At 54.2% G+C, this 25,392-nt stretch carries 31 protein-coding genes; 9 read left to right on the top strand and 22 right to left on the bottom strand.

From position 1 onward, the window contains the following. Positions 1 to 11 precede the first annotated feature (11 nt). Complete coding sequence (locus EUU23_RS05325; protein WP_160353026.1) at positions 12 to 488, top strand: DUF3429 domain-containing protein; 477 nt, start codon at positions 12 to 14, stop codon at positions 486 to 488. Between the two features lie 19 nt (positions 489 to 507). Here the strand turns inward: EUU23_RS05325 and gmk are convergent, their stop codons facing one another. The 4 genes from gmk to EUU23_RS05305 form a co-directional block, all read right to left on the bottom strand. Continuing rightward, entirely contained in the window at positions 508 to 1,161 is a 654-nt protein-coding gene (gmk, locus tag EUU23_RS05320; protein ID WP_160353025.1) for a guanylate kinase, read from the bottom strand. 57 nt (positions 1,162 to 1,218) lie between these two features. Beyond that, positions 1,219 to 1,413, bottom strand: a complete 195-nt coding sequence (locus tag EUU23_RS05315) for a hypothetical protein (RefSeq protein ID WP_160353024.1) — start codon at positions 1,411 to 1,413, stop codon at positions 1,219 to 1,221. Positions 1,414 to 1,490: 77 nt separating this feature from the next. Next, positions 1,491 to 2,882, bottom strand: a complete 1,392-nt coding sequence (fumC, locus tag EUU23_RS05310) for a class II fumarate hydratase (protein ID WP_160353023.1) — start codon at positions 2,880 to 2,882, stop codon at positions 1,491 to 1,493. Beyond that, on the bottom strand, positions 2,879 to 3,355 hold the full coding sequence (locus EUU23_RS05305) for an SspB family protein (RefSeq protein WP_160353022.1): 477 nt from the start codon (positions 3,353 to 3,355) through the stop codon (positions 2,879 to 2,881). Before EUU23_RS05305 ends, fumC begins: the two co-directional genes overlap by 4 nt. 94 nt (positions 3,356 to 3,449) lie before the next feature. On the opposite strand from EUU23_RS05305, the gene hisB reads away from it, so the two are divergent. The 4 genes from hisB to hisF are packed head-to-tail and all read left to right on the top strand — an operon-like array spanning position 3,450 to position 6,149. Further along, positions 3,450 to 4,037, top strand: a complete 588-nt coding sequence (gene hisB / locus EUU23_RS05300) for an imidazoleglycerol-phosphate dehydratase HisB (protein ID WP_160353556.1) — start codon at positions 3,450 to 3,452, stop codon at positions 4,035 to 4,037. Positions 4,038 to 4,040: 3 nt separating this feature from the next. Next, positions 4,041 to 4,652, top strand: a complete 612-nt coding sequence (hisH, locus tag EUU23_RS05295; protein ID WP_160353021.1) for an imidazole glycerol phosphate synthase subunit HisH — start codon at positions 4,041 to 4,043, stop codon at positions 4,650 to 4,652. 13 nt (positions 4,653 to 4,665) lie between these two features. Beyond that, on the top strand, positions 4,666 to 5,394 hold the full coding sequence (hisA, locus tag EUU23_RS05290) for a 1-(5-phosphoribosyl)-5-[(5-phosphoribosylamino)methylideneamino]imidazole-4-carboxamide isomerase (RefSeq protein ID WP_160353020.1): 729 nt from the start codon (positions 4,666 to 4,668) through the stop codon (positions 5,392 to 5,394). Continuing rightward, on the top strand, positions 5,391 to 6,149 hold the full coding sequence (gene hisF / locus EUU23_RS05285; RefSeq protein ID WP_160353019.1) for an imidazole glycerol phosphate synthase subunit HisF: 759 nt from the start codon (positions 5,391 to 5,393) through the stop codon (positions 6,147 to 6,149). Before hisA ends, hisF begins: the two co-directional genes overlap by 4 nt. Before the next feature lie 53 nt (positions 6,150 to 6,202). On the opposite strand, the gene EUU23_RS05280 is transcribed toward hisF, so the two are convergent. The 6 genes from EUU23_RS05280 to EUU23_RS05255 form a co-directional block, all read right to left on the bottom strand. Beyond that, the gene (locus EUU23_RS05280; RefSeq protein WP_160353018.1) at positions 6,203 to 6,838 is read right to left on the bottom strand and encodes an NrsF family protein; all 636 of its coding nucleotides are present in this window, start codon (positions 6,836 to 6,838) and stop codon (positions 6,203 to 6,205) included. Position 6,839: 1 nt separating this feature from the next. Beyond that, positions 6,840 to 7,364 carry a sigma-70 family RNA polymerase sigma factor gene (locus tag EUU23_RS05275; protein ID WP_160353017.1) on the bottom strand — a complete coding sequence of 175 codons (525 nt, stop codon included), beginning with the start codon at positions 7,362 to 7,364 and terminating at the stop codon, positions 6,840 to 6,842. Beyond that, positions 7,361 to 7,813, bottom strand: a complete 453-nt coding sequence (locus EUU23_RS05270; protein WP_160353016.1) for a DoxX family protein — start codon at positions 7,811 to 7,813, stop codon at positions 7,361 to 7,363. The genes EUU23_RS05275 and EUU23_RS05270 overlap by 4 nt, the downstream gene beginning before the upstream one ends. Before the next feature lie 3 nt (positions 7,814 to 7,816). Further along, the gene (locus EUU23_RS05265) at positions 7,817 to 8,533 is read right to left on the bottom strand and encodes an HvfC/BufC family peptide modification chaperone (RefSeq protein ID WP_160353015.1); all 717 of its coding nucleotides are present in this window, start codon (positions 8,531 to 8,533) and stop codon (positions 7,817 to 7,819) included. Next, the gene (gene bufB, locus EUU23_RS05260; protein WP_160353014.1) at positions 8,517 to 9,389 is read right to left on the bottom strand and encodes an MNIO family bufferin maturase; all 873 of its coding nucleotides are present in this window, start codon (positions 9,387 to 9,389) and stop codon (positions 8,517 to 8,519) included. Before bufB ends, EUU23_RS05265 begins: the two co-directional genes overlap by 17 nt. A gap of 88 nt (positions 9,390 to 9,477) precedes the next feature. Beyond that, complete coding sequence (locus EUU23_RS05255) at positions 9,478 to 9,768, bottom strand: BufA1 family periplasmic bufferin-type metallophore (RefSeq protein ID WP_160353555.1); 291 nt, start codon at positions 9,766 to 9,768, stop codon at positions 9,478 to 9,480. A gap of 265 nt (positions 9,769 to 10,033) precedes the next feature. Between EUU23_RS05255 and groES the strand changes: the two genes are divergently transcribed. The 4 genes from groES to EUU23_RS05235 all read left to right on the top strand — a co-directional run bounded on the left by groES (position 10,034) and on the right by EUU23_RS05235 (position 14,936). Beyond that, entirely contained in the window at positions 10,034 to 10,321 is a 288-nt protein-coding gene (gene groES, locus EUU23_RS05250) for a co-chaperone GroES (RefSeq protein WP_160353013.1), read from the top strand. 126 nt (positions 10,322 to 10,447) lie between these two features. Further along, a complete protein-coding gene (gene groL, locus EUU23_RS05245; protein ID WP_160353012.1) occupies positions 10,448 to 12,103 on the top strand; it encodes a chaperonin GroEL in 1,656 nt (551 codons plus the stop codon). A gap of 223 nt (positions 12,104 to 12,326) precedes the next feature. Next, positions 12,327 to 14,267, top strand: coding sequence for a potassium transporter Kup (locus tag EUU23_RS05240; protein WP_160353011.1), 1,941 nt, complete (start codon positions 12,327 to 12,329; stop codon positions 14,265 to 14,267). A gap of 111 nt (positions 14,268 to 14,378) precedes the next feature. Further along, on the top strand, positions 14,379 to 14,936 hold the full coding sequence (locus EUU23_RS05235) for a pseudouridine synthase (RefSeq protein WP_160353010.1): 558 nt from the start codon (positions 14,379 to 14,381) through the stop codon (positions 14,934 to 14,936). 167 nt (positions 14,937 to 15,103) lie between these two features. Here the strand turns inward: EUU23_RS05235 and EUU23_RS05230 are convergent, their stop codons facing one another. The 12 genes from EUU23_RS05230 to cobS all read right to left on the bottom strand — a co-directional run bounded on the left by EUU23_RS05230 (position 15,104) and on the right by cobS (position 25,389). Then, complete coding sequence (locus tag EUU23_RS05230) at positions 15,104 to 16,252, bottom strand: JmjC domain-containing protein (protein WP_160353554.1); 1,149 nt, start codon at positions 16,250 to 16,252, stop codon at positions 15,104 to 15,106. 5 nt (positions 16,253 to 16,257) lie between these two features. After that, a complete protein-coding gene (locus tag EUU23_RS05225; protein WP_160353009.1) occupies positions 16,258 to 16,650 on the bottom strand; it encodes a nuclear transport factor 2 family protein in 393 nt (130 codons plus the stop codon). A 2-nt stretch (positions 16,651 to 16,652) separates the two neighbouring features. After that, positions 16,653 to 17,597 carry a D-2-hydroxyacid dehydrogenase gene (locus EUU23_RS05220; protein ID WP_160353008.1) on the bottom strand — a complete coding sequence of 315 codons (945 nt, stop codon included), beginning with the start codon at positions 17,595 to 17,597 and terminating at the stop codon, positions 16,653 to 16,655. Beyond that, a complete protein-coding gene (locus EUU23_RS05215; RefSeq protein ID WP_160353007.1) occupies positions 17,594 to 17,950 on the bottom strand; it encodes a hypothetical protein in 357 nt (118 codons plus the stop codon). Before EUU23_RS05215 ends, EUU23_RS05220 begins: the two co-directional genes overlap by 4 nt. Then, the gene (gene cysS / locus EUU23_RS05210; RefSeq protein WP_160353006.1) at positions 17,947 to 19,380 is read right to left on the bottom strand and encodes a cysteine--tRNA ligase; all 1,434 of its coding nucleotides are present in this window, start codon (positions 19,378 to 19,380) and stop codon (positions 17,947 to 17,949) included. The genes EUU23_RS05215 and cysS overlap by 4 nt, the downstream gene beginning before the upstream one ends. A 141-nt stretch (positions 19,381 to 19,521) precedes the next feature. Continuing rightward, positions 19,522 to 20,193: a nitroreductase gene (locus EUU23_RS05205; protein ID WP_160353005.1), complete on the bottom strand. Its 672-nt coding sequence runs from the start codon at positions 20,191 to 20,193 to the stop codon at positions 19,522 to 19,524. Between the two features lie 2 nt (positions 20,194 to 20,195). After that, positions 20,196 to 20,483 (bottom strand): type II toxin-antitoxin system RelE/ParE family toxin, encoded by a 288-nt coding sequence (locus EUU23_RS05200; protein ID WP_160353004.1) that lies wholly within the window; start codon positions 20,481 to 20,483, stop codon positions 20,196 to 20,198. Further along, positions 20,480 to 20,764, bottom strand: coding sequence for a ribbon-helix-helix domain-containing protein (locus tag EUU23_RS05195; RefSeq protein ID WP_160353003.1), 285 nt, complete (start codon positions 20,762 to 20,764; stop codon positions 20,480 to 20,482). Before EUU23_RS05195 ends, EUU23_RS05200 begins: the two co-directional genes overlap by 4 nt. Before the next feature lie 37 nt (positions 20,765 to 20,801). After that, positions 20,802 to 22,616 carry a cobaltochelatase subunit CobT gene (cobT, locus tag EUU23_RS05190; protein WP_160353002.1) on the bottom strand — a complete coding sequence of 605 codons (1,815 nt, stop codon included), beginning with the start codon at positions 22,614 to 22,616 and terminating at the stop codon, positions 20,802 to 20,804. Further along, positions 22,616 to 23,815 (bottom strand): alpha/beta hydrolase, encoded by a 1,200-nt coding sequence (locus tag EUU23_RS05185; RefSeq protein ID WP_160353001.1) that lies wholly within the window; start codon positions 23,813 to 23,815, stop codon positions 22,616 to 22,618. Before EUU23_RS05185 ends, cobT begins: the two co-directional genes overlap by 1 nt. Further along, positions 23,815 to 24,351: a peroxiredoxin gene (locus tag EUU23_RS05180; protein ID WP_160353000.1), complete on the bottom strand. Its 537-nt coding sequence runs from the start codon at positions 24,349 to 24,351 to the stop codon at positions 23,815 to 23,817. The genes EUU23_RS05185 and EUU23_RS05180 overlap by 1 nt, the downstream gene beginning before the upstream one ends. A gap of 42 nt (positions 24,352 to 24,393) precedes the next feature. Beyond that, the gene (gene cobS / locus EUU23_RS05175; RefSeq protein ID WP_160352999.1) at positions 24,394 to 25,389 is read right to left on the bottom strand and encodes a cobaltochelatase subunit CobS; all 996 of its coding nucleotides are present in this window, start codon (positions 25,387 to 25,389) and stop codon (positions 24,394 to 24,396) included. Between the last annotated feature and the right edge of the window lie 3 nt (positions 25,390 to 25,392).

Raw genomic sequence — 25,392 nt, 5'->3', positions numbered from 1 at the left:
AAAGCCGTGCTATGACAAAGTCTCCGACGGCATCACCATCCGATTTGCCCAAAGCCGCGTTGATTGCTGGATATGCCGGCCTGCTTCCGCAGATCATCGCTGTCATACTTGTGATTTCGGACAGTGAATATCGATGGACAGGTCTTGCCGCTGCCTATGGATATGCGGCGTTTATTTTCAGTTTTCTTGGCGGCATCTGGTGGGGTTTTGGTGTGATCGCGCGAAAAGAAGGCGCCGCCGCTGGCCCCATTTTCATTCTGGCAGTCGCGCCAAGTTTGATCGCGTTTGCCAGTTATCTGCCCTGGATATGGGGATGGGAATGGCCTGGTCCCTCAATGGCGTGGATTGGAACATTTCTTATGATCTCGCCGCTGGTCGACCGATGGTTGAAAAAGCGCTGTCATCTGCCGGAAGGCTGGATGAAGATGCGCTGGCACCTCTCATTGGGATTGGGCGGTCTGACCTTTTTGCTTGCCGCGTTGGCTTAAGTGGTCCTGACCCTAGGCCTTAAGTAGCCGCTAGATCACGGACAAATCCAATAAGTCCCTTTTGCCGCCGCCTTTTCATGCGTTCAGCAGCGAGGATCTGGCGAACTTTGTTAAAACATGCCTGAATGTCGTCGTTGATCAAGACATAGTCATAGCCGTCCCAATGGCCTATTTCGGATTTGGCGCGGCTCATTCGGTCGGCGATCACGGCATCGCTGTCTTGCGCCCTGGTATGCAGTCGGCGTTCGAGTTCCTCGATGGACGGGGGTAGGATGAAAACCCGGACAACATCAGGGCCAGCTTCCTGATACAATTGCTGCGCGCCCTGCCAGTCAATATCGAATAAAACGTCACAACCGGCCGCCAGCTTTTCTTCGACCGGAGCCTTTGGCGTGCCATAACGATTTCCGAAAACATGGGCCCACTCGAGAAAATCGCCGTCTGCGGCCATTTGTTTGAAAGTCGGCACATCGGTAAAATGGTAATGCACACCATCTATTTCGCCCGGGCGTGGCGGACGCGTTGTATACGACACAGACAGGGCAATTTTTTCGTCTGCATCCAGTAACATGCGGGAAAGCGTGGATTTTCCTGCGCCCGAAGGGGAGGAAAGCACGAAAAGAAGTCCGCGTCTTGCGAGTTCGTGCGGCTTGTGAGTGTTGCTGTCGACCATAACCGCTACTGCGCGAAACAATGGGTTCGCGTCAATTGGTTTTTGGGGTGTGGTGCTTTATTCAGCGCGGCGCTCTTTGCGCTTGTCGTAAATGGTCTTGGCGGCAATGGCACCGCCTACCAGCAGCAAGCCGGGGATGGAGCGTGTCGCGATACGTGTGGCCACCAGACCCAGTCCTGCGCCCAACAGCCCATTGCCGCGCTTGCGACCGATGACTTCGCCGACAACTGCCCCTGCGATAGATCTCAACATACCGAAAACTCCCAAACATCGTCATCCTGAACCCGTTTCAGGATATTACCTTTTAATCGCCGTTTGAAGTTACGACCCTAAACCATATCTTCAGGTCTGACATGGGTATCGAAGGTGACTTCGTCAACCAGCCCGGATGCCAAAGCCGCCGCGCGCAATGTTGTTCCCGCAGCATGTGCCTGCTTTGCAATTTTTGCGGCATTGTCATATCCGATGACTGGCGCCAATGCGGTTACCAGCATGAGCGAATTTTCCATCAACGATGCGATACGAATATGGTCAGGTTCGAGACCTGCGACACAGTTTTTGGCGAAAGTGTCCATGCCGATGCTTAGCAGTTCAATGGAACGCAGGACATTTGCGCCGATGAGCGGTTTGAACACATTTAGTTCCAAATGACCTTGAAGGCCGCCTATGGTTACCGCCTGATGATTGCCAATCACTTGTGCCGCGACCATCGTCAGCATTTCGCACTGTGTCGGATTGACTTTGCCCGGCATGATTGAGCTTCCCGGCTCGTTTTCAGGAAGCAAAAGTTCGCCCAACCCCGAACGTGGACCGGACCCGAGTAAACGGATATCGTTGGCGATTTTTGTCAGGCTGACGGCTAATGTATTCAAAACTCCAGACATTTGTACCAACCCGTCATTGGAGGCTAGTGCCTCAAATTTGTTGCGGGCCGGTTCGAAAGCGATGCCGGTTGCGGTCGAGATGTCGCTTGCCATGGCTTGGTCAAATCCCTCCGGCGCGTTCAGCCCGGTGCCAACCGCGGTCCCGCCCTGCGCCAGTTTTTGCACATTATGAAGGACGGTGCCTTCAATCCGGGCGCGGTTCGCGATCAATTGGGCCACATAACCAGAAAATTCCTGGCCGAGCGTCATTGGCGTCGCATCTTGCAAATGGGTGCGGCCAATTTTGATGATGTTGGCCCAGGCGACAGATTTGGAACCAAGCGCTTCGGTAAGAATTGCTAAAGATGGCAGCAATTTGCCATGGGTTGCCTGGGCTACCGCGATATGAATTGCGGTTGGAAAGCTGTCGTTGGACGACTGTCCCTTATTTACATGGTCATTGGGGTGCACCGGCGAACTGCCACCGCGCGTGCCTGTCAGGGTTTCGTTGGCGATGCCCGCAATCACCTCGTTCACATTCATATTTGATTGTGTACCGCTACCTGTTTGCCAGATCACGAGCGGAAACTGGTCGTCAAACTCGCCGGCCAAGATACGGTCGGTGGCAGATATGATCGCAGCAGCGACTTCTGGTGCGAGTGCGCCCGACTCTCTGTGCGTTCGCGCGGCTGCACGTTTGACGTGGGTGAGGCCGTAAATAATCCCCAAAGGCATGCGTTCCTGCGCCGGGAAGGGGAAATTTGTGATGCTGCGTTGGGTTTGCGCGCCCCAATATGCCGCAGCCGGTACGTCTATAGGGCCAAAACTGTCATATTCAGCGCGGGTGTTGCCCGTCACTTTTTACGTCCAAAATCCACACTGACGACATTTGAGCCATCCTCGACCTGAACCGACGGTTCGTCATTGCCGGCGACGTCATGTGGTTCGGGGCCGGTTTCGCCGGCATCGACATGGAATTGTAACGCAAAATCGACAGCCGGATCTACAAATGCTGTGATTGCGGAATAGGGTACGAAAAGATGGGACGGTATCTGGCTGAAAGAGAGACCAACTTCAAAATGATCCGACTCGACCTTTAGGTCCCAATATTTGTGTTGAAGCACGATGGTCATTTCGTCCGGAAACCGTTCATGCAAATGGGATGGGATTGCAACGCCGGGCGCTTGTGTTTTGAAAGTAATATAGAAATGATGGTCGCCCGGCAGGCCGTTCAACGCAACATCGCCGAGCACGCGGCCCACCACAGCGCGCAGTGCCTCTTGCACAACATCGTCATAGGGAATCAGGCTATCAAAATGCTCTTCGCTCATGCGCGCTTGGTGGACCGTCGGGAAGTTGAAATCAAGATGCTTGTTGTCGTCAAGTCAACTTGCCAAGCGCGATATTATCCGTATAGCGACGCCCATGCGCTCCGGGACCATTAGCCGCAAAACCAGTGAAACGTCGATTGATGTCGAGGTAAATCTTGACGGCAGCGGCGTTTATGACATTACCACGGGTATCGGGTTTCTCGATCACATGCTGGAACAATTGTCGCGGCACTCGTTGATTGATCTGAAGGTCAATGCCGTTGGTGATCTGCATATAGACCAGCACCACACCACAGAAGATACAGGCATCGCCATCGGCGAGGCTGTTCTTCAGGCGCTGGGTGATAAGCGCGGAATTACCCGCTATGGCACGGCCTATGCACCGATGGACGAAACTCTGACACGCTGTGCGCTTGATATTTCCGGGCGTCCCTATTTTGTCTGGAAGGTATCCTTGGCTATGCCGCGGTTGGGTGAATGGGATACCGAGCTGATCGAGCATTGGTTCCACAGCTTTGCGACCGCCGCTGGGATCACCCTGCATGTCGAGAACCTGTATGGCTCGAACAACCATCATATTGTCGAGAGCTGCTACAAGGCTTTGGCCCGAGCCTTGCGGCAGGCGGTAGAGATTGATCCGCGCAAGGCGGATTCCATTCCGTCTACCAAGGGGACGCTGTAAGTCGTGTCACTGGCGCTAATTGATTATGGCGCGGGCAATCTGCATTCGGTGCACAATGCATTGAGAGCGGCTGGCGCTGTGGATGTTGTGGTGACCGCTGATCCTGACATGGTGGCGAACGCTGACCGGATCGTCTTGCCCGGCGTTGGAGCATTTGCCCATTGCTTTGAGGCTTTGTCGGCCATTGATGGCATGATTGACGCGATGGAGCGCAAAGTGCTTAGCGACGGCATTCCGTTCCTGGGCATTTGCGTCGGCATGCAGCTTCTGGCTGATGCAGGCGTTGAACATGGAAAGACGAAAGGGTTGGGTTGGATCAAGGGCACGGTTCGTGCGATTGAGCCTTTAGCAGATTTGAAAGTTCCGCATATGGGGTGGAACGACGTAACGCCAAAAACAGGCGCGCCGCTGGTAGAGAGCGGCGAAGCCTATTTTCTGCATGGCTATCACTTTGATGCCGAAAACGCAGAGGATATTTTGGCAACAAGCGATCATGGCGGTTCGCTGGTCGCTGCCATCGGCAGAGACAATATCATTGGCGTCCAATTTCATCCTGAGAAAAGCCAGACTTACGGCATCAATTTCCTGAAACGCTTTCTGGAGTGGAAGCCGTGAAGGGAGATTTAGCATGATCGTTTTTCCCGCAATCGACCTGAAAGGCGGCGAAGTAGTGCGCTTAGCCGAAGGCGATATGGACCGGGCCACCGTCTACGCAGACGATCCGGCGGCGCAGGCTTTGCTATTCGCCGAGCAGGGCGCAGAGTATTTGCACGTCGTCGACCTTGACGGTGCCTTTGCCGGACGGCCTGAAAATGCCGAGGCAGTTGAGGGAATAATCGAAAATTTCCCGGGCTATATTCAACTCGGTGGAGGTATCCGCAATGTGCAAACCGTCGAACGCTGGTTCGACATGGGCGTTGCGCGGCTCGTCATCGGAACAGCGGCGCTCAAAGACCCGCAATTTGTGAAAGATATGGCGCGCGAATTCGAAAATGGCATCGTGGTTGCCGTTGATGCACGCGACGGGTGTGTTGCGACCGAAGGTTGGGCCGAGACATCCGACATGCCGGTAGTCGATCTGGCGCGCCGGTTCGAGGATGCTGGCGTTGCATCTATCCTGTTCACCGATGTGGGCCGTGACGGAATGCTCACCGGTTGCAATATCGAAGCAACGGTTGATCTTGCCCGGGCAGTACAGATACCGGTTATCGCGAGTGGTGGGGTGAAAGGTATCGATGATATCCATATGCTTTCGCTGCATGCCAAGGACGGGATTGAAGGTGTTATTACAGGACGTGCAATTTACGACGGACGCCTCGATCTGGCGACGGCGATTGCGATGGGAAATAGGGCATGACAGTCCGGGTACGTGTTATACCTTGCCTGGATGTGGCAAATGGACGCGTCGTAAAGGGCGTAAACTTTGTTGACCTTCGCGATGCCGGTGATCCGGTAGAACAGGCGCAAGCCTATGATTTGGCGGGAGCCGACGAATTATGTTTTCTCGACATTGGTGCGAGCCACGAAGGGCGGGGTACGATCATCGACGTCGTGCGCCGCACCGCGGAAGTATGCTTCATGCCCCTGACCGTGGGCGGAGGTGTGCGGAGTGCGGACGACGCCCGGGCTTTGTTGCTGGCGGGCGCAGATAAAGTGGCGGTCAACAGTGCGGCGGTTGCCCGCCCCGAAGTGGTGGCCGACATCGCTGAACGTTTCGGAAGCCAATGTGTCGTCGCTTCGGTCGATGCACGGCGCAGCGGGGATCGTTGGGAAATCTTTACGCATGGAGGCCGCAAACCGACCGGAATAGATGCGCTGGAGCATGCGGTTAAGCTCGCCAAACTCGGCGCAGGAGAACTGCTGGTGACCAGTATGGACCGCGACGGAACACGCGACGGTTATGACCTTGAACTCATCCGTACAATTGCAGATGCCGTCAATGTGCCGGTCGTTGCAAGCGGCGGCGTTGGTCATCTTGACCATCTAGTTGAAGGCGTCGTTAAAGGCCATGCCAGTGCCGTTCTTGCCGCGTCAATATTCCATTTTGGCCAGCATAGTATCGCCCAAGCCCATGCTGCTTTGCGCTCGGCAGGCCTTGCAGTGCGGAGTTAGTTTTTTGTTATACCCGATTAAGCGAAGGGTAACAAAAATACATGGCTTGTGCATCACCAGCGAATGAGACGTGGTACCACCAACCGGCCAATGATCGCACAGATCAGGATCGAGAGGCTGTACCAAAGTCCGATATAGACAACATTGTTGAACGGGCAGTGCAGATTATAGGCAAAAGCGCCCAAGCCCCCCGATGCAATGCCGGTAAGCCAGCCGGCGCGTCCCGGTGACGAAGGCGCGCCTTTACGAAGCCAGACCACCATTGGAACCGCCGTCGCCGTCGCAGCGATTAAGCTATAGGACATGCACCGCATACCGGATTCCATCGCTGATATTGCCGGACCTACATCACCCGTGGATGCCACTACAATCGCAGCAAGAGGGAAAACTGCGGCAGCGGCAAGTGCCACTTGCCAGCCATTTTGGCTGCGGCCAACCGCCGGGCTGGCCATTGATGTTACAGCATAGCCGGTCGCACTTCCAAGCAGAAGCAAGACACCCGCACGGATCAAAAACATTTCGTCAGGATGTCCTGCCAATACATCCGCACGCATGCCCTGGGCCCATATCACAAGGGCTGTTGCCATAAAGGTTATGGCTGCCAAAAACACCAAGGGTATCTTTTGCTGCATGGGATTGACCGGTTCAAGGTCATCAACCAGCGCGGCAATGTCGAAATTCTTATTCATGTCATTCACTCTCGATAAGCGTGGCAAGTTTTTTGAGACCACGATGTATGTTTACCTTAACCAGCGGTTCGGACTGGCCACATTTGATGCAAGCCTCGGCAATGCTGAGGCCATCTATTTTTACAAGCCGGATCGCGAGCGCTTGTGCTGGCGGTAATTTATGCAGCAGATTATCGATGCTGATTTTGGCGCCGACGACATCTTCATGGCTGTCTTCGCTGTGCTGATCTTGCAATTCATCGGCGGCGTGGCGATAGGTTTGCCTTAAGCGGTCCACCCACCTATAGCGCGCAATGGCCGCGAGCCAAGGCAAGAACGGCCGCGACGGATCATAGCTGGCGCGTTTGCGATGCAGCGAAATCAAGGTTTCCTGGACAAGGTCATCAACCGCATCAGCAGCAATTTTTTGTGAAAAGAACCGTGCAAGCCATCGACCGGTTTGCTCCAGCAATACGGCGTAAGCCTGCTTGTCGCCTGCTTGTGCAAGGCGCATCAGGTCGCGCATGGTTTCTTCGCGCGCGATCATTTTGAACGCGTCAGAATTGCATCAGCGGAGAATTTTCCTCCGCCGCGCACAATGAGCACCAAAGCCAAAGCCACCCATATCATATGTACCGACCACCATGCTTCGGGATAGACGAATATCTGGATTACCATCGTCATACCTAATAGCGCCAGCGCGGAAACCCGCGTTAGCAAACCTATAACCAGTAAGGCAGGAAAGAGATGTTCGGCATAAGTCGCGAGATAGGAAGCAAGCTCAGGCGGCAAAGGAACATTGCTATATTCCTCTTTAAACAGAAATTTTGCAGTATCGCTTACCGACAGCCAGCTGCCATCTTCAACTTTCGTGCGTCCCGAGCGCCAGAAAATTCCGGCGAGGGAAAAACGGACGAATAGCAACATGGCCGATTCCGCAAACATAGACGAAAGCATCGCAACAATGCGGTGATAGGAGACTGAAAGGGCGTTCATACATCATCCGGCTTTTATCAGCGCACCTGCGCTAATGAGGTGAAAAATTGGCTCCAAAGGTGCCTGTTCACAAGCCTGTTCGATGGCAATCGCCAAAAGGTTACCCAAAGTAGCATTTTTCTCCGCCGATACAGCGCACAACGTCATTTGCAGTCGGTCCAGCGGAACGAGGCGAACTTCGATAGAAGGGCGCACAGCCAAAATGGCGGATGGTTGCAGATCGGAAAGATTTTCAACGGCAATTGCCAAAGGCGATGAAACTGGTATCAGTCTGGCCGAAGGATGCGGTGCAATGAGAAGCGAAAGCAGACTTGCCTGATCCAGTCCGGCAAGTTCGGCGAGCGTCAATGCCGTCGCTTCTGCTGCATTGTAACTTTCGAGCCATGCCCACTCGACTTGCGCCAGTTCCATAGTGGCTGCATCAGCCAGATATTCGGGAAAACGCAGTCCAATTTGGTTGTTGTTACAGGCGCGGGCTGTTTCGGTTTCGACAAATTCACGGGCTAATCTGTTAAATTCTATTTCACCGATGTATTGGCGCGTCAGCGGAAAGGTGTCTTCGAGCGCCACGATCCGGGCATGATTTATCGTATTGGCATGCGCCTTTAGCCCCAACATGATCCGTTCCACCGGACCGCTGAATAATCGCGGATCCAGCCGATCGGGGCCATCGTTGATCGTTTCGATAAAGTTCGTCTGCGCTTCAGACAGCGAAAGCATAACATGCCTCGTCCATGATTGCCTGCGCCAATGCTGCCTCTGCTAACAAAACCTCGTAATCAGGTACGTCGGTATCCCATTCGATCAATGTCGCTATAGGACCTGCGCGCTCGATAAATGTGCGATACATGCTCCAGGTTGTTTGCGTCACTTTGCTGCCATGATCGTCGATCAACAATGGTCCGCTATCGTGATTTTCGACTGCATGACCTGCCAAATGGATTTCGCCGACCAAAGCGGGATCGATAGCGTCAAGATAGGACAGAGGCGGAAAACCCAGATTGGTTGCTGATACCTCTACATTGTTGATGTCAAATAGGAGCCCGCATCCGGTGACGCCAATCAGCCGTGAGATGAACTCGACCTCTTCCATTTCGTCACCGCGATAGGCCAGATAGCGGGATGGGTTTTCTATCAATATTGATCGTTTTAGACGATCCTGAACTTTGCCGATTTCGCGAGCAAAATGGTCCAACGACGGTTTTGTATAAGGCACAGGAAGCAGGTCGGCAAAACGATTGTGGGCATTGCCTGAGAAACTTAGATGATCAGAAACCGATGCAGGTTGGTATAAATCGCAGAGTACCGCCAGCCGTTCAAGATCATAGCCATTCAATCCGTCGGCAGAACCAAGTGATAACCCGACCGAATGGAAGCTGAGCGGATAGCGTTCGGCGATGGCAGTCAGCCAACGGTGTGGCGGACCGCCATCGCCGAAATAATTCTGCGGATGGACTTCGACCCAGCAGGAGCGACCCGATGGGCATGAAGGGTCGAGCAACGCTTCATAATGTTGCGGCTTCAAACCTATCCCGACCGAAGGAGGAAGGAGGGAAGGGGTAGGCTTGATGTCCATCCGCAAACTATATGCTCTCAAATTGGGGTCGTCACCCGGAACGCGTTCGATGGAATTTCAAATGCGTCCAAAATGGCGACAAATTTGCTTAGCCCTTCATCGGCACTGGTTTGGCATTTCCTTTTTTGGCGGCAAGCGATCCGCCCATTTTTTCGCAAGAGCCCGTCGCGACATACTTCCAAGCATTGCCTTGATAATCAACAGTCGACGTGCCGGCACAGCTTGTGCCTGGCCCTGCGGCGCAATCATTTTTTGCTTTTAGTGAAATGCCATAGCATTTTTCTTTGTCGCCTGCTGCTTGTGCGGGGGCAGCTGCCATGGTTGCTGCAGCTGAAAGAGCTGCCGCGGCACCGGCCAGCTTCAAAATCATAGTGTTCATCGTGATTCTCCAATTCTGTTTGGGCATTGAGCCAGAGGGGAATGGACCATCTTTCATCTGGTCCCGCCAATCATTCGACACGCAAAAGCCAACGGTTACAATATCCGCAAAAATTCTTGTCCGCAGTCCTTGACCCGTCACAAAAACACCCTATCTGGGCACCGTTAGCACTCTCGTTTAGTGAGTGCCAACACCTATTCATTGCCGTCACCTGCTTCCCTGCGGGAGTGGCGGGATGGCGAAACAGTTAAAAGGAAGGTTCTACATGGCATTTCGTCCGTTGCATGACCGTGTCCTCGTCCGTCGGGTCGAGGCCGAAGCAAAAACCGCTGGTGGGATTATCATCCCCGACACCGCTCAGGAAAAGCCACAGGAAGGCGAAGTTGTCGCCGTAGGTTCAGGCACCAAGGCAGATGACGGCACAGTTACGCCGCTCGACGTCAAGGCTGGCGACAAGATCCTGTTTGGCAAATGGTCCGGAACCGAGGTCAAGATCGATGGGGAAGACCTGTTGATTATGAAGGAATCGGATATCCTCGGGATCGTTTCCTAACGCACGCTACTGCCGGTACCCTGAACTTGTTTCAGGGTCTTGCTTTCGACGGCCCAGACTAAGATCCTGAAACAAATTCAGGATGACGGGCCTCACATATTTGTTTTGAACAAAAGGAATTTTATCATGGCTGCTAAAGACGTGAAATTCGGACGCGATGCGCGTGAACGCATCCTGCGCGGCGTAGACATCCTCGCCGATGCGGTGAAGGTAACCTTGGGACCAAAGGGTCGCAACGTGGTTATCGACAAAAGCTTCGGTGCACCTCGGATTACCAAGGACGGCGTTACCGTCGCCAAGGAAATCGAACTGAAAGACAAGTTCGAAAATATGGGCGCTCAGATGGTTCGCGAAGTTGCTTCGAAAACCAACGACATTGCCGGTGATGGCACCACCACCGCGACTGTATTGGCGCAAGCCATCGTGCGCGAAGGTATGAAGTCGGTAGCCGCTGGCATGAACCCGATGGATTTGAAGCGTGGTATCGACCTTGCTGTTACTGCGGTTGTCGCTGACCTCGTTCAGCGCTCCAAGCCTGTTGCCGGTTCGTCGGAAGTTGCCCAAGTCGGCACCATTTCTGCAAATGGCGAAACCGAAATCGGTGAAATGATTGCCAAGGCCATGGAAAAGGTCGGCAAAGAAGGCGTCATCACTGTTGAAGAAGCAAAGGGCCGTGAAAGCGAGCTCGACGTTGTTGAAGGCATGCAGTTTGACCGTGGTTATCTGTCGCCTTACTTCATCACCAACACCGAAAAAATGTCGGTTGAACTCGACAATCCTTACATTTTGATCCACGAAAAGAAGCTCGGCAATCTGCAAGCCATGTTGCCGATCCTCGAAGCTGTGGTGCAGTCGGGCCGTCCGCTGCTGATCATCGCTGAAGACGTAGAAGGCGAAGCTTTGGCGACCCTGGTTGTCAACAAATTGCGTGGTGGCTTGAAGATCGCGGCTGTAAAGGCTCCCGGCTTCGGTGATCGTCGCAAAGCGATGCTCGAAGATATCGCCATCCTCACCAAGGGCGAAATGATCAGTGAAGATCTGGGCATCAAGCTTGAAACCGTGACACTTGGAATGCTGGGTCAGGCCAAGCGCGTCACTATCGACAAGGACAACACGATCATTGTCGACGGAGCGGGTGAAACCGACGCCATCAAGGGCCGTGTCGAAGCGATCCGTTCGCAAATTGAAAACACCACGTCGGATTATGACAAGGAAAAGCTGCAAGAACGTCTCGCAAAGCTTGCTGGCGGTGTTGCAGTTATCAAGGTCGGTGGTTCTACCGAAGTCGAAGTTAAGGAACGCAAGGACCGCGTCGATGATGCGCTGCACGCAACCCGCGCAGCTGTCGAAGAAGGCATTGTTCCTGGCGGCGGTACAGCATTGTTGTACGCAACCAAAGCGTTGGCAAATACCAAGGGTGCCAATGATGACCAGACTCGCGGCGTCGACATCATCCGCAAGGCAATCGAAGCGCCGCTGCGCCAGATTGCCCAGAATGCGGGCGTTGACGGTGCAGTTGTTGCAGGCAATCTGCTGCGTGAAAATGACGAAACCATGGGCTTCAATGCGTCGACCGACGTCTATGAAAATCTGGTCAAGGCAGGCGTGATCGATCCAACCAAGGTGGTTCGTACTGCGTTGCAGGATGCGGCATCGGTTGCCGGCCTCCTGATCACCACTGAAGCTGCGATTTCCGACGCACCTGAAGACAAGTCTGCTGGCGGTGGCGGTATGCCCGGCGGCATGGGCGGAATGGGTGGCATGGGCGGCATGGACTTCTAAGTCCAACGCCTTTGTTCAAAAAGGGGCCGGTGGGGAAACTCACCGGCCTTTTTTGTTGCGAGTCGAATGGTGCGATGCACAATCGGGGGGTCTCAACTGCCCAAACAGACGATTTTAAGGTTATAAGCCACTCAAATATATAAGTTAAAAATTTATGAAATTTCTATTGCATTGCAAAACAAGAGGAGTATTTGCCGCCGCCCAACAATAGAGGTTTCCGGTCATGCAAAATGTGCATTCGGGTTCAGTTAATTCTCAGCTCATTCATAAACATTCCCTTTCCGCACTTACAATAGGCGCGATTGGTGTGGTCTTCGGCGATATCGGAACCAGCCCGCTCTATGCGTTCCGCGAAGCATTGCACCACAGCGCGCCAATGGGCGGCATCGAGGAAGCAGCCATTTTTGGCGTATTAAGCTTGGCATTGTGGTCTCTCATTTTGGTCGTGACGGTCAAATATGTTATCTTTTTGATGCGCGCGGACAATGACGGTGAGGGCGGTGTTTTGGCTCTTTTGGCTCTAGCGGGCCGTGGCACCGGCGGCCGAACTGGTGTGGTGCTTGCACTTGGAGCCGTCGGCGCATCTCTGTTCTACGGTGATGCAATCATCACTCCGGCTTTGTCCGTTCTATCGGCGGTTGAAGGTACGAAGACAATACCAGGTATCGGAAGTGGCATTTCGCAACAGACAATTGTCAGCATAACAATCGTTATTCTGGTGCTGCTCTTTGCGATCCAATATCGCGGTACGGCGTTGGTTTCGAAATTATTTGGTCCCATTTGCGTGATCTGGTTCCTTGCAATAGGGGGGCTCGGAGTGATGCATATTTCGGATTATCCTGGGATAATTGCGGCTTTGTCGCCACATCATGCCGTCAGTTTTCTTGCCAGCAACGGAATGATTGGGCTAATTGTTCTGGGGTCGGTGTTTTTAACGGTAACGGGTGCAGAGGCACTGACTGCTGATATGGGGCATTTTGGCCGCTTCCCAATTCGCTTGAGTTGGTTCCTGCTGGTGTTTCCGGCGTTAAGCCTGAACTATTTTGGTCAAGGCGCGTTTGCGATGGCCGCATTAGAACGGGCGCGTTTAGCGGGAGTGCCATTGGAAACGCAAGACTGGTTTTTTCTGATGTGCCCGGAATCCTTTCGTTTGCCGATGATAATTCTGGCCGGTTTGGCAACGATCATCGCCAGCCAAGCTGTTATAACGGGGGCGTATTCCTTGACTCAACAAGCGATCCAGCTTGGCCTTCTGCCACGAATGAAAATCGTGCAGACATCGCCGGGCAGCGCCGGACAAATCTATATTCCGGCGATTAACTGGCTGCTGTTGTTAGGCGTATGGCTATTGGTTGTGCAGTTCGGCAATTCGTCAGCGATGGCGTCTGCCTATGGCATCGCCGTAACCGGAACGATGGTGGTTACGACCTGTCTTGCGTTTGTTGTGGTCCATAAACTTTGGAACTGGAGTCTGCCGAAATCCATGCTGGTCATGTTACCTTTTCTTGTGATCGACCTCATATTCTTTGGCGCGAACATTTTGCGGGTTGTCGATGGCGGCTGGGTCCCGCTTGCGGTCGGTTCGCTAATCTGTCTTGTCATCTGGATATGGGTTCGCGGCAAAAGACTTATTGATATTAAAGAAAATGAAAGTGTGATCACTTTGGCCGAACTCAGCAAATCGCTGACCAACAGCGAGGTCGCACGGGTCGAAGGAATGGCAGTTTATTTGACCGCCAATCCAGACGGCGTCCCCAGCACCATTTTACACAATCTTAAACATAATAAGGTTTTACATGAACGTAATGTGGTTCTTAATGTCAAAACTGCAGGCGTACCCCATGTACCGGAGGAAGAACGCGCTAAGTATGAAAAAGTTGATGCCAATTTTGCACGCGTTACGCTGCGTTACGGATTTATGGATGCCCCTGATGTTCCGCAAGCATTGGCAAGGGCCATTCCCAAATCCGATGCCCCGCTGAACGAGATGAAAACAAGTTATTTTGTCGGTCGAAGTGTGCTGTCTGCATCCAAAGACGAAGGATTGCCTTTTTGGCAGGATATTATTTTGATCTTTTTACAGCGTAATGCCTATAATCCGGCAGAATTCTTTCACATTCCATCGAACAGGATTGTTGCGCTGGGTGGGCAGGTTATAGTCTGAAATTGAACCCGCTGAGTGTCCGTCGGGAAAGGACGGAGGCAATGCAATGGGGGTTCGGAAATTACGGGTTGAACGGAGTCAGGATCGGAATTGGGATATGATATAGCGGCTATGACCCGACTGATCTTGTTCAATAAACCATTTGGTGTTTTACCGCAGTTTACGGACAAGGGCACCGTTGGATCACCGCGCCCAACTTTATCGGCTTTTGTCGATGTGCCAGATGTGTATCCTGCGGGACGGCTGGATATGGACAGCGAGGGGCTGATGCTGCTGACCGATGACGGGCGGTTGCAGGCCCGTATTTCTGACCCTCGCTTTAAAATGCCGAAAAGCTATCTGGTGCAGGTCGAAGGAACGATAACCGACGCGGCATTGGCGGCGTTGCGTGCCGGAATTATGCTGAACGACGGGATGACATTACCGGCCGAGGCAGAGTCCATTGCACCCCCCGATCTATGGCCCCGCGATCCGCCGGTGCGATTTCGCAAGACCGTACCCGATCATTGGATGCGCCTTACTATTCAGGAAGGCCGCAACCGGCAGGTGCGGCGGATGACGGCAGCGGTTGGCTTACCAACCCTGCGGCTGGTTCGTTGGGCAATCGGTGATTGGACGGTCGAAGGATTGGCGCAAGGGACATGGCGGGAGGTTGGCGATCCGGCCTGACCAGTCTTTTGCCCTTTGTCCTGCTTGTGAGGTGAAATTTGTGACAGCGGTCACATCGATATGGATGCAATAGGATGTCGGCGCGCACGGCAACAGCCAAAGCATCCCGTTCGTTCTGATAACGGACCTTTTTGTTACAAATGCTGAGCCGTGTTCGCACAATCTTTTCAGTCATCCTGCTCGAACGCAATTGCCCCATGATTGGCCAATTGCATAACCAATAAATGGACAGAATCAGGCCGTGACAATAGGACGCCCGGCACCAAACGGCTTTCCGCGCAGATTTTTCGGGCAAATGCCTCGCACTCGTCTCGGCATGGGAAACTGCGACCGTCGACGAACAGATCGACGCCGGTACCCGCTTGTATGAAGGAAAAACGGCTGGCCGGGTTTCGTACCAGCGTCGTGCCATTGGCAAGGTGCAGACGGACTTCTTCGATACTGACGGGCTCGTCCGGGGTCCAATCAACCTCCGGATATTTAGGCGTTGTGCTATATTCCCCGAACCAGCGGGCAAAGCGTTGGGGGTCGGCCAGAGTAGCGCAAACCATATGATGCAGGGTTGCCAATGCCTTGGCCGATATTTCACCCGGGTTGGACTGTTGCGCCAGTTCAGGGTCGCAATAGCGGTCGTCATCGTCCATTGCGGCAACCATATCATCGACATAATGGGCAATTAGCTCGCTGCGTGATGGCGCGCGAAAACCGACTGAATATGTCATGCAGTCGTCCCCGACTGCAACCCCATCATGCGCGATGCGTGGCGGCACATATAATATGTCGCCGGGTTCCAGCAGCCATTCGTCAGTGGCGTCGAAATTCGCCAGCAATCGCAAATCCTCATGTGGCAATAGGGGGCTGTCAGCATCGCACAACTGCCCCACGCGCCAGCGACGACGTCCATTTCCTTGAATTAGGAACACATCATATTGGTCGAAATGCGGACCCACGCCGCCGCCATCGGTGGCATAGCTGACCATGATATCGTCAATCCGCCAGTCGGGAATGAACCGGAAAGGTGCGATCAGTTCGGCCACCTGTGGCACATGATGATCGACCGCCTGCACCAGCAATGTCGACGGTTCCTGACCCAATTTGGCAAAACGCGCCTCTGCCAAGGGGCCATGTTCGACGGCCCAACTGCCTTGTGCACCGATGACAAGTCGGGACTCCACCTCTGGTTCACAGGCCAGTCCAGCCAGTTCGTCGGGGTCAAGCGGGTTGATCCACTGCGACCAGGGATTGCGGATCAATAGCGGCTTTTTTTGCCAATAGTCGCGCAGAAACAAGGCGACATCAAAATGGTCCAAGGTAATCGGGGTCACCCGGACATCTTCATCAGCATCTCGCCCATTTTCTGATGGAGCATGTTCATTGCCTTCAACGGGCGGACCATGACCTTGAAATGGGTGATAAGACCGTCGTCGTCACAACTGATCATATCGATGCCGTTGATCGCAATCCCATCGATGACCGTCTGAAATTCCAATATGGCCGAATTTTCCCGGTGCCATTCCCCGACATAGGCAAAATCGCTGTTGCCAAGCGTATGTCCGGCGGCGGCCAGATATTTGGCGGTAATCGCCTTGCCCAATTGTGGTGTATGCACCACAGGGCTTTCAAATATGCAGTCGTCATGCAGGATCGCGGCAATCGCATCGACATCGCGTGACAGGGCAACCTTATGCCAGATTTCAGCCGGGTTATGCGCCATATTCAATATCCTAGATCCAGATTGACAAGAGGTTCCAGTTTCTCGCCCTTTCGGTACCGGTCGAGATTTTCAAAGAAACGGGTCGCGGAACGGATAAACATCTTGTCCTGCGCCCGCCCCGAAAGGTGCATGGTGATGTGGGCATTGTCGAGCGTCCACAAGGGATGGTCGGCGGGCAGGGGTTCGGGTGTTGTGACATCCAGAAAAGCGCCGCCAATTTGCTTGTCGCGAAGCGCGTTTACCAGCGCTTCCTGTTCGACGACCGAACCCCGCGCGATGTTGATGAGCACGGCACTCTGTTTCATAGTCGCTAACTCGTCTGCGCCGATCATATCGTCGGTTTCTGCGGTTGCAGGAACGGCGAGTATAACCCAGTCAAATTCGCCCAAACGCGCCCGCCACGCGTCGGGCGCAAGGCTGGTCCGTCCAGGGGTTCGGCGAACGATGGTGACATCGACGCCAAAGGGTTTAAGCCGCTCCTCGATTAGCTTGCCGATCGCTCCATAGCCCAGCAGCAAAGCCTTGGAGCCGTAAAGTTCAACCTTGCCCGGCGAGTCCTGCAGCCACTCGTGCCGCTCCTGCGCGCGCACGACCTCCCGATAACCCTTCGCCATGGTCAGCATTCCCATCACAACATATTCAGCGATGGTAATCGCATTGATCCCCGCGCCGTTGGTGACCACGCAGCCTTGCTTTTTCAGTTGGGCCAAAGGCATGCCATCGACACCGGCATAGATGGAATTGAGCCATTTCATCTGCGTGGCGGCCCCGATAACAGCGGCCATATCGGCCTTGTCATACATGTCAAACCATCCGATTTCGGCCATTGGCGCCAATTCCAATGCCTCGTCTTTGGACATGAACCAGTGCGGCTCCACCCATTCAGGGAGGCGGGGTTCAATCAATGGACGGACGAGGCCCGCCATTACGAGTTTGGTTTTGGTCAACGCCAGAAAGCCTTCCATGCCACGAAGAAAAGGAACGGGATGCCCACCAGATCGACCATTGCAATGGTCTTCAACGGTTTTGGGCTATCATTCAGGAAATAGAGTGCAAGAAAGGAGAGCATGCTAATACCGGTCACCACCACGGCGGCACGCCGTGGTTGGCTGTCGAACGCCGACCAAAGGCAGAGTGCGAATACTGCAACGAACAACGCGGCGCGGTGGTGCATTAAGAGGAAAAGCGGATTGGAGTTGTCTAGGCGATACAATGTTGTGAGAGTAGCCGGCCTGAAAAATGCGAGGGCGGGCGTGGCATGCACCGCAGCAAGAACAAGCCATGCAATCTTCAGCATCATATATCCAGCTTCCAATCCCATCCGAGGGGGTCGCCGTCCATAACTTCCACGCCCTTTGCAATCAGGTCATCGCGGATCGCGTCAGAGCGGGCGAAGTCCTTGGCCGCCCGGGCTTCTTTGCGGGTGGTGAGGGCGGCTTCGATTTCCTCCTCGGTGATGAGTGTGGATTTGGGGCGAACGCGGAGGTCTTGGCGGTTGAGCATCAAAAGGTTGAGGCCCAAGACAGCGTCCATATCTTTAATCACGGCCAGCCGCTCGCCTGAGTTGACATTTTTTAGCCCTAATACGTCGTCAATCCAAATGAGGGCCTTCGGAGTATTTAGATCATCCAAGACTGAATCGTCAAAAGCCGAAAGTCTTTCAAACCACCATTCTCCCGGCTTGGTGGCGGGTTGGGAAGTGCTAGATCGTAATTGCTCAACCCCCATCACCATCCGCTTCAACCGCACAAACGCCGCTTGCAACCCTTCCCAGCTAAACTCTAATTCGCTGCGGTAGTGCGCCTGTAAGCACATCAAACGATAGGCGAGGGGGTGGAAGCCCTTGTCGATCAGCAATTGCACACGCAAAAACTCGCCCGATGACTTACTCATCTTGCCGCTGCGTTCGATCAGGAAGTTATTGTGCATCCAGATCCTTGCACCGCTATGGTCGCCGCCGCACCGCGCCTGGTTTTGGGCAATTTCATTGGGGTGGTGGATTTCGCGGTGGTCGATGCCGCCGGTGTGAATGTCAAAGGGCAGGCCTAGAAGAGCTTCGGACATAACCGAGCATTCCAGATGCCAGCCCGGCGCGCCTTTGCCCCAGGGGCTGTCCCATTCCATCTGCCGCGATTCCCCGGCGGGCGTCTTGCGCCAGATGGCAAAGTCGGCGGCGTGACGTTTGCCGTCGACTTGTTCGATCCGGCCTTCTCCATCTTCGGTTTTGGCCCGCGCCAGCGCGCCGTAATTGGCGACCGTTGATGTATCGAAATAGAGGCCGCTTTCCAGTTCGTAGCAATGCTTGTCCGCTATGCTTTTCGCGAACTCGATCATCGCGGGAACATAGTCGGTAGCAATCGACCAATGCGCCGGTTGGCGGATATTGAGTGCCCTGATGTCTTCCCAATAGGCTTCGGTATAATGCTTTGCGATATCCCAGATGGATTGTGCTTTTTCGGCCGCCATCTTTTCCATCTTGTCTTCACCCGCATCGGCGTCATCGGTCAGATGGCCGACATCGGTGATGTTGATGACATGGGTGAGCTTATAGCCTTTGTAAGAAAGCACGCGGCCCAACGTATCCGCGAAGACATAAGCCCGCATATTGCCGATATGGGGATAGTTATAGACCGTGGGGCCGCAAGTGTAGACGCGCGCCTCGCCGGGATGGATGGGAACAAAGGGTTCAAGTTGCCGGGTCAGGCTGTTGAAGAGGCGTAATTCGGTCATGGGGTGGCGATGCTGGAATTACGCGAATAGGTCAAGCCACCGTCACCCTGAACTTGTTTCAGGGTCCATTTCGCCTCGCAACTCTCCGCTCTCGGTTGCACGATGGATGCTGAAACAAGTTCAGCATGACGTGTAATTATCCTAAAACCCTTCCCAGCGGATTGCTTGATCGATTTCCACGCGTGGAACCGTGAAGCCATTCACCGGTGCGTCGGGGTCGCGATATCCTATGGCCATGCCGCAGAAGAAGATATGGTCATCATCGATGTTCAGCAATTCGCGCATATAGGTGCCGTACATAGCCCAGATTTCCTGCGCGCAACTGTCGAGGCCTTCTTCACGCAGCAGCAACATCACGGTCTGTAACCACATGCCCATGTCCGACCATTGGGGTGGCCCCATATATTTGCGGGTGTAGGTGAACAGTTGTACGGGCGCATCAAAGCTGTCCCAGTTTTTCATCATCTGCGCGACACGGCCAGCGCCATCTTCGCGTGCAAGGCCGAGGGCATCGAACATCGCCTTGCCGACACCGCGGCGCTGATCCTCATAACGGCCCTCCAGCCCCTTGGGGTAGATGTCATATTCGTGCCCTTCACCCAAAGGCGCGGTCGCTGCCTTGGCTTTGATCTTGGCGGTCAGGTCCGTTAGCGGCTGTCCGGTCAGGATGACCGCGTTCCACGGCTGCGTATTGCCGCCCGAAGGTGACCGCTGTGCCTTTTGAAGCACACGCTGGAGGACATCTTGTGGCACGGGTGTATGCAGGAACTGCCGGATCGAACGGCGGGTCGCGACGGCTTCGGTTACGTTCATATCTATAAAATTTCCGGGATGTTTCTTGCGCCATGCAAGATTCGATCGATTTCAATGACCGTTGGCTTGATTTCAAATATGATGTGGTATTTACCAGTTATGGCTGAACGTTTACCCTTGCGCCACAACGCCTTTTCCGGAAAACTGTTCGGACGCTCTGCAATTTCGAGGAATTTTGCTCGTATTTCCGCAATGAACGTCACGGCACGTGTCGGATTGTCCTGGGCGATGTAGGCTGCGATGGAATCAATGTCATTTTCTGCGCTATTGGAAATTACAAGTTCAATCATGCAGCGGAGTTTTTCGTCAATTCAGCTATCTTGAGGTATTTCGCTTCAAGTTCATCAAGCACTTCGGTCGCCGACCGATATGGACCTCTTTCACCTTCGGCAATTAGATCGCGCAGTTTTTCAAGTTTTAACAGTCGCCTTTCCTGATACTCTTGCCAATCACGCAACGCCTCGCGGACGATTTCGCTCGTGGTGGCGTATTCACCCGATTCGACAGCGGCTCGCATTCTGGCGGCCATTTCTTCAGGCATGGTGACGGTAATGCGTTCAAGTTTGGACATGATCATACTTAATCATATTATATATGATCTGTCAAACTCACTCCTCGTCAAACAAGCCTGCCAGTTGCTCGATCATCGTCCCGCCCAGTTGTTCGGCGTCCATGATGGTCACAGCGCGTTTGTAATAGCGCGTCACGTCATGGCCGATGCCGATGGCGACCAGTTGAACGGGCGAGCGGGTTTCGATCATTTCGATGACCTTGCGTAGATGTTGTTCGAGATAGCCGCCATGGTTGACCGACAGGGTGCTGTCGTCGACTGGCGCACCGTCGGAGATCACCATCAATATGCGGCGGTCTTCTGCCCGAGCAATGAGGCGGTTATGCGCCCAGAGCAAAGCCTCGCCGTCGATATTTTCCTTTAACAACCCCTCGCGCATCATCAGGCCGAGATTGCGCTTCGCGTGCCGCCAAGGCTCATCGGCCTTTTTGTAGATGATATGTCGCAGGTCATTCAGACGACCCGGCATGGGCGAACGACCGGATGCAAGCCAGTCTTCGCGCGCCTGTCCGCCTTTCCAGGCGCGAGTTGTAAAGCCCAATATCTCCGTTTTCACACCGCAGCGTTCAAGTGTGCGCGCCAAGATATCAGCGCTGATCGCCGCAATGCTGATCGGGCGGCCACGCATCGAACCGCTATTGTCGAGCAACAGGGTCACGACCGTGTCGCGGAAATCGGTTTCGCGCTCCACCTTGTATGAAAGCGAGCTTCCCGGGGACACAACAACGCGCGCCAGCCGCGCGGCGTCCAGCATGCCTTCTTCCTGATCGAAATCCCAACTGCGGTTCTGCTGCGCCATCAAGCGGCGCTGCAGCCGGTTGGCGAGTTTGGTGACCACCGATTGCAGGTTGGACAATTGCTGATCGAGATAAGCGCGAAGGCGGTTCAACTCTTCTTCGTCGGCCAGTTCGGTCGCGGTGATCGTCTCGTCATATTTGGTCGACCAGATTTTATAGTCGCTTTGCGGCAAATGGTCCCAGTTGCGCCGCTGCGGGGTAACGGGCTGCATGCCGTCGTCGCCCATTTCACCGTCGGCGCTATCTTGGTCGTCCATGTCTTCGCCGTCATAGTCGGCCTCGGTCTCTTCGCCTTCGCCATCTTGGGGCTGCGCGCGGGCTTCGGATTGACCGGCTTCACCTTCGCCGTCGTCTTCGCTTTCCCCGTCTTGCTCTTGTTGCTCGTCTGAATCATCTCCGCCGTCGTCGGCATCGGACGGGTCGATATCACCTTCGGTGAGATTGAGATGCTCCAACATGCTTTGCGTCAGAGCGGCAAAAGCCGATTGGTCGTCGAGTGCAAGGCCGAGTGCGTCCAGATCGCTACCGGCCTTGTCCTCGATCCAGCCGCGTAACATGTCGACACCCGCAGCGGCACTTTCGGGCACCGCAGTGCCGGTCAGGCGTTCGCGCACGATCAGCGACAGCGCCGTAGAGATCGGTACTTCGTCTGCCGATTGTGCGCGGCTGATCGGGTCGGTGCGGAGTTTCAGGTCAAGCGAATGGGCAAGATTGGCTGCGACACCAGCCATATTGCGCGAACCCAGTGCTTCGACACGGGCATTTTCAACGGCGTCAAAGGCGGCCCCAGCAATTGCTTCGGATGGGCGGAGTGCGGCATGACGGGACGCATTGTGATGTTTCAATTTGAGCGCAAAACTGTCGGCAAAACCCCGTGCCTCGGCGACTTGATCGGGCGGTAAAAGGCGGCCAGGCATTGGCACTTTAAAATTCTTGCCCGATTGCGAAGGCGCGTCGGCGGTGAAGGCCAGTTCTACCTCGGGTTCATGGGCAATGGCGCGGGCTGTACCAGTCAGCACCTGCTTGAATTGTTCCAACGGGGATTCGCCTGCCATTATTCAACCGCCCATTTACATGCAGCCGCCACCTGTTCCTTGGTCACTTTTCCGCTGGGTTGCAATCTGAACACATGCGCGTTTTGCGTGGCTATGCGGTCGGCATTTTCACGCGCACCATTGACGGTTGCAGCGAAATCACGGCAGACGGCTATACTACGTAAATAATCGCTATGTCCGCTACCTCCGCTGGTGACATCTGTCGTATCGACGACGGTGAAACCGGTTTTACTGGGCTGCGTTTCATATTTGGTTTTTGTCGCAAAGCATCGCGCCGGAATGCCCTTGGCGATCAGCTCCCTGGCTTCAAATGGATTGAAACAGTAAGGTGAGCCAAGGCGAGGATAGCCGTGTAACGCACGCGACACCGCCAACGCCTTGTCATTAAGAGATGCGTAAACGGTAATGCGCCGGTCATTATTCACACGCCGCGCAGCCAGAACCTCTTCGGCGATATCGCGCTCAAAATCTTCACGATCAACGTCAGGTGATGCCAATATGATATTGGAAATATTACTGGAATCGGCGTTGGTTGAGGTCCGGTCCACATATTCCACCGCCGGGATAACCAGACGGGCGCCAAGCGAATGGGAGACGATGACAATTTCCTTCACCCATTGTTGCCGCGCCAATTTGGTCAGGAAATTACGAAAATTTCGTTCGTCCCAATACATATTGGTCTCATCCACAGCATAACTCAGCAAATTGCCCTGTGATGGCCAGCTATACTGGATGATCGGGCCGTCAAATTGCGAGAGTGAAGTAATCTGCACAGTATCTTTCGCAGTGGAAGGAAATGTTTCGCGATAGCCATGCACATATAGGAGCACGCGCCCTTTACGAAGATTGGCCGCATCCCGCAGTCCGTCCCACCAGTCCGATTCAGGCTGGAACGCAAGCGGCACAATCGTCTGCTCTTTTCCCTTGGCAGGCTTGATCATCCGGGGTGGCGCAAAACGCGCATATCGGACCCGGTCTGTGCGGTGATTTGTCAACGACACATTGTCACCAAGACAATCGGGCAGGCGGCTTGTTACCGCGAAATAGTCTTTGCCAGCGACAGCGCTTGCATCGCTTTTGTCAGGATTACAGCGGGGACTCTCGGCCAGCTGGCTATGCGGAATATCTCCATATTGGACGGCCACGCTGCAGCCGGAAAGCACCAGCGGAACAAATAGAATGGCCAACAAACGCTGCATCAATTTCCTTTGGGATTTGCCGCGCGCCAATCTTTCACCGCCTTCAAAGCGCCAGAAACATGGCCTTTGACGCCCAGTTCCGAATAGGCAAAGAGAATGTTCCCATCCGGCGCGATAACATAAGTCGTGCGGTTCGATCCGCCCATGACAGGCAGGCTGACATTATAGGCTTTGATAACCGGTTTGGATGCCACACCCACGGTGAATTTATTCCGGCAGGCTTCGACGGAAAATTTCTTCAGCGTATCGATCTTATCGGCGGACATTCCGATGATCGATGCTCCATAAGCGGCAAAATCATCGGCAGCTTCTGAAAATTCATGTGCCTCAACGGTGCAGCCCGAGGTGAAAGCCTTGGGATAGAAGTAAAGGACGACCGGCCCCCGTTTCAGTGCCTTTTTGAGATTATAGGTATAGGTATCGCCTGCCAGAACAGCCTGCGTCGTGAAGTCCGTTGTGCGCGCACCGGGTTTCAATGCCGCAAATGCCGGGGCGGCAGCGAAAATAAGGGCGATGATGAGGACAAGGCGTTTCATATCATGTTCCTGAAGTAACGGTCGGGGGAAATACCCCATAGCTTAGCCAGATTTTCCAACCACGCTTTCCGGCAAATCCTTGCCGAAAACGCGCTGGTAATATTCGGCGACCAGTGCGCGTTCAGCTTCATCGCATTTGTTCAGGAACGACAGGCGGAACGCGAAGCCGACATCCTTGAAAATGGCGGTGTTTTGGGCCCAGGTGATTACAGTACGCGGGCTCATCACCGTGGATATATCGCCGTTGATAAAGCCTTGTCGCGTAAGATCGGCAACCTTGACCATATTGGCAACGCTGGCGGCATCAGTGCCCGATGCCTTGGCGAGCACGATTTCACTTTCAACCTGCGCGGGCAGATAGTTGAGGCCGACAACGATGTTCCAACGGTCCATCTGACCCTGGTTAATCGCCTGCGTGCCGTGATACAGACCGCTGGTATCGCCAAGACCAACGGTGTTGGCCGTGGCAAACAAGCGGAAAAAAGGGTTCGGACGGATGACGCGATTCTGGTCGAGCAGCGTCAACTTGCCCTCGGTTTCCAAAACCCGCTGGATCACAAACATCACGTCGGGCCGACCGGCATCATATTCGTCAAATACCAGCGCGGTCGGTGTCTGGAGCGCCCAAGGCAGCAATCCTTCGCGAAACTCGGTGACCTGTTGTCCGTCGCGCAATACTATGGCGTCACGGCCAATCAGGTCGATACGGCTGATATGCGCGTCGAGGTTAATCCGGATGCACGGCCATTTCAGGCGGGCGGCAACCTGTTCGATATGGGTTGATTTTCCGGTCCCATGATAGCCTTGCACCATGACACGCCGGTTGTGCGCGAATCCCGCCAATATTGCCAAAGTCGTGTCGGGGTCGAACACATAGCTGTCATCTGTATCGGGGACCCGTTCATCCGCGATCGAAAAGGCGGGGCATTCCATATCCACGTCAATGCCGAACATGTCACGCACGCTGATGCTTTTGTCAGGTGCAGCAAGGATGGTGGCATCGCGGCTGTCAGGCTGGATATTGGGGATGTCAGTCATTCC

This window comes from Sphingorhabdus profundilacus (assembly GCF_009769755.1).
Taxonomy (GTDB): domain Bacteria; phylum Pseudomonadota; class Alphaproteobacteria; order Sphingomonadales; family Sphingomonadaceae; genus Sphingorhabdus_B; species Sphingorhabdus_B profundilacus.
This window is presented reverse-complemented; position numbering and strand designations above follow the sequence as displayed.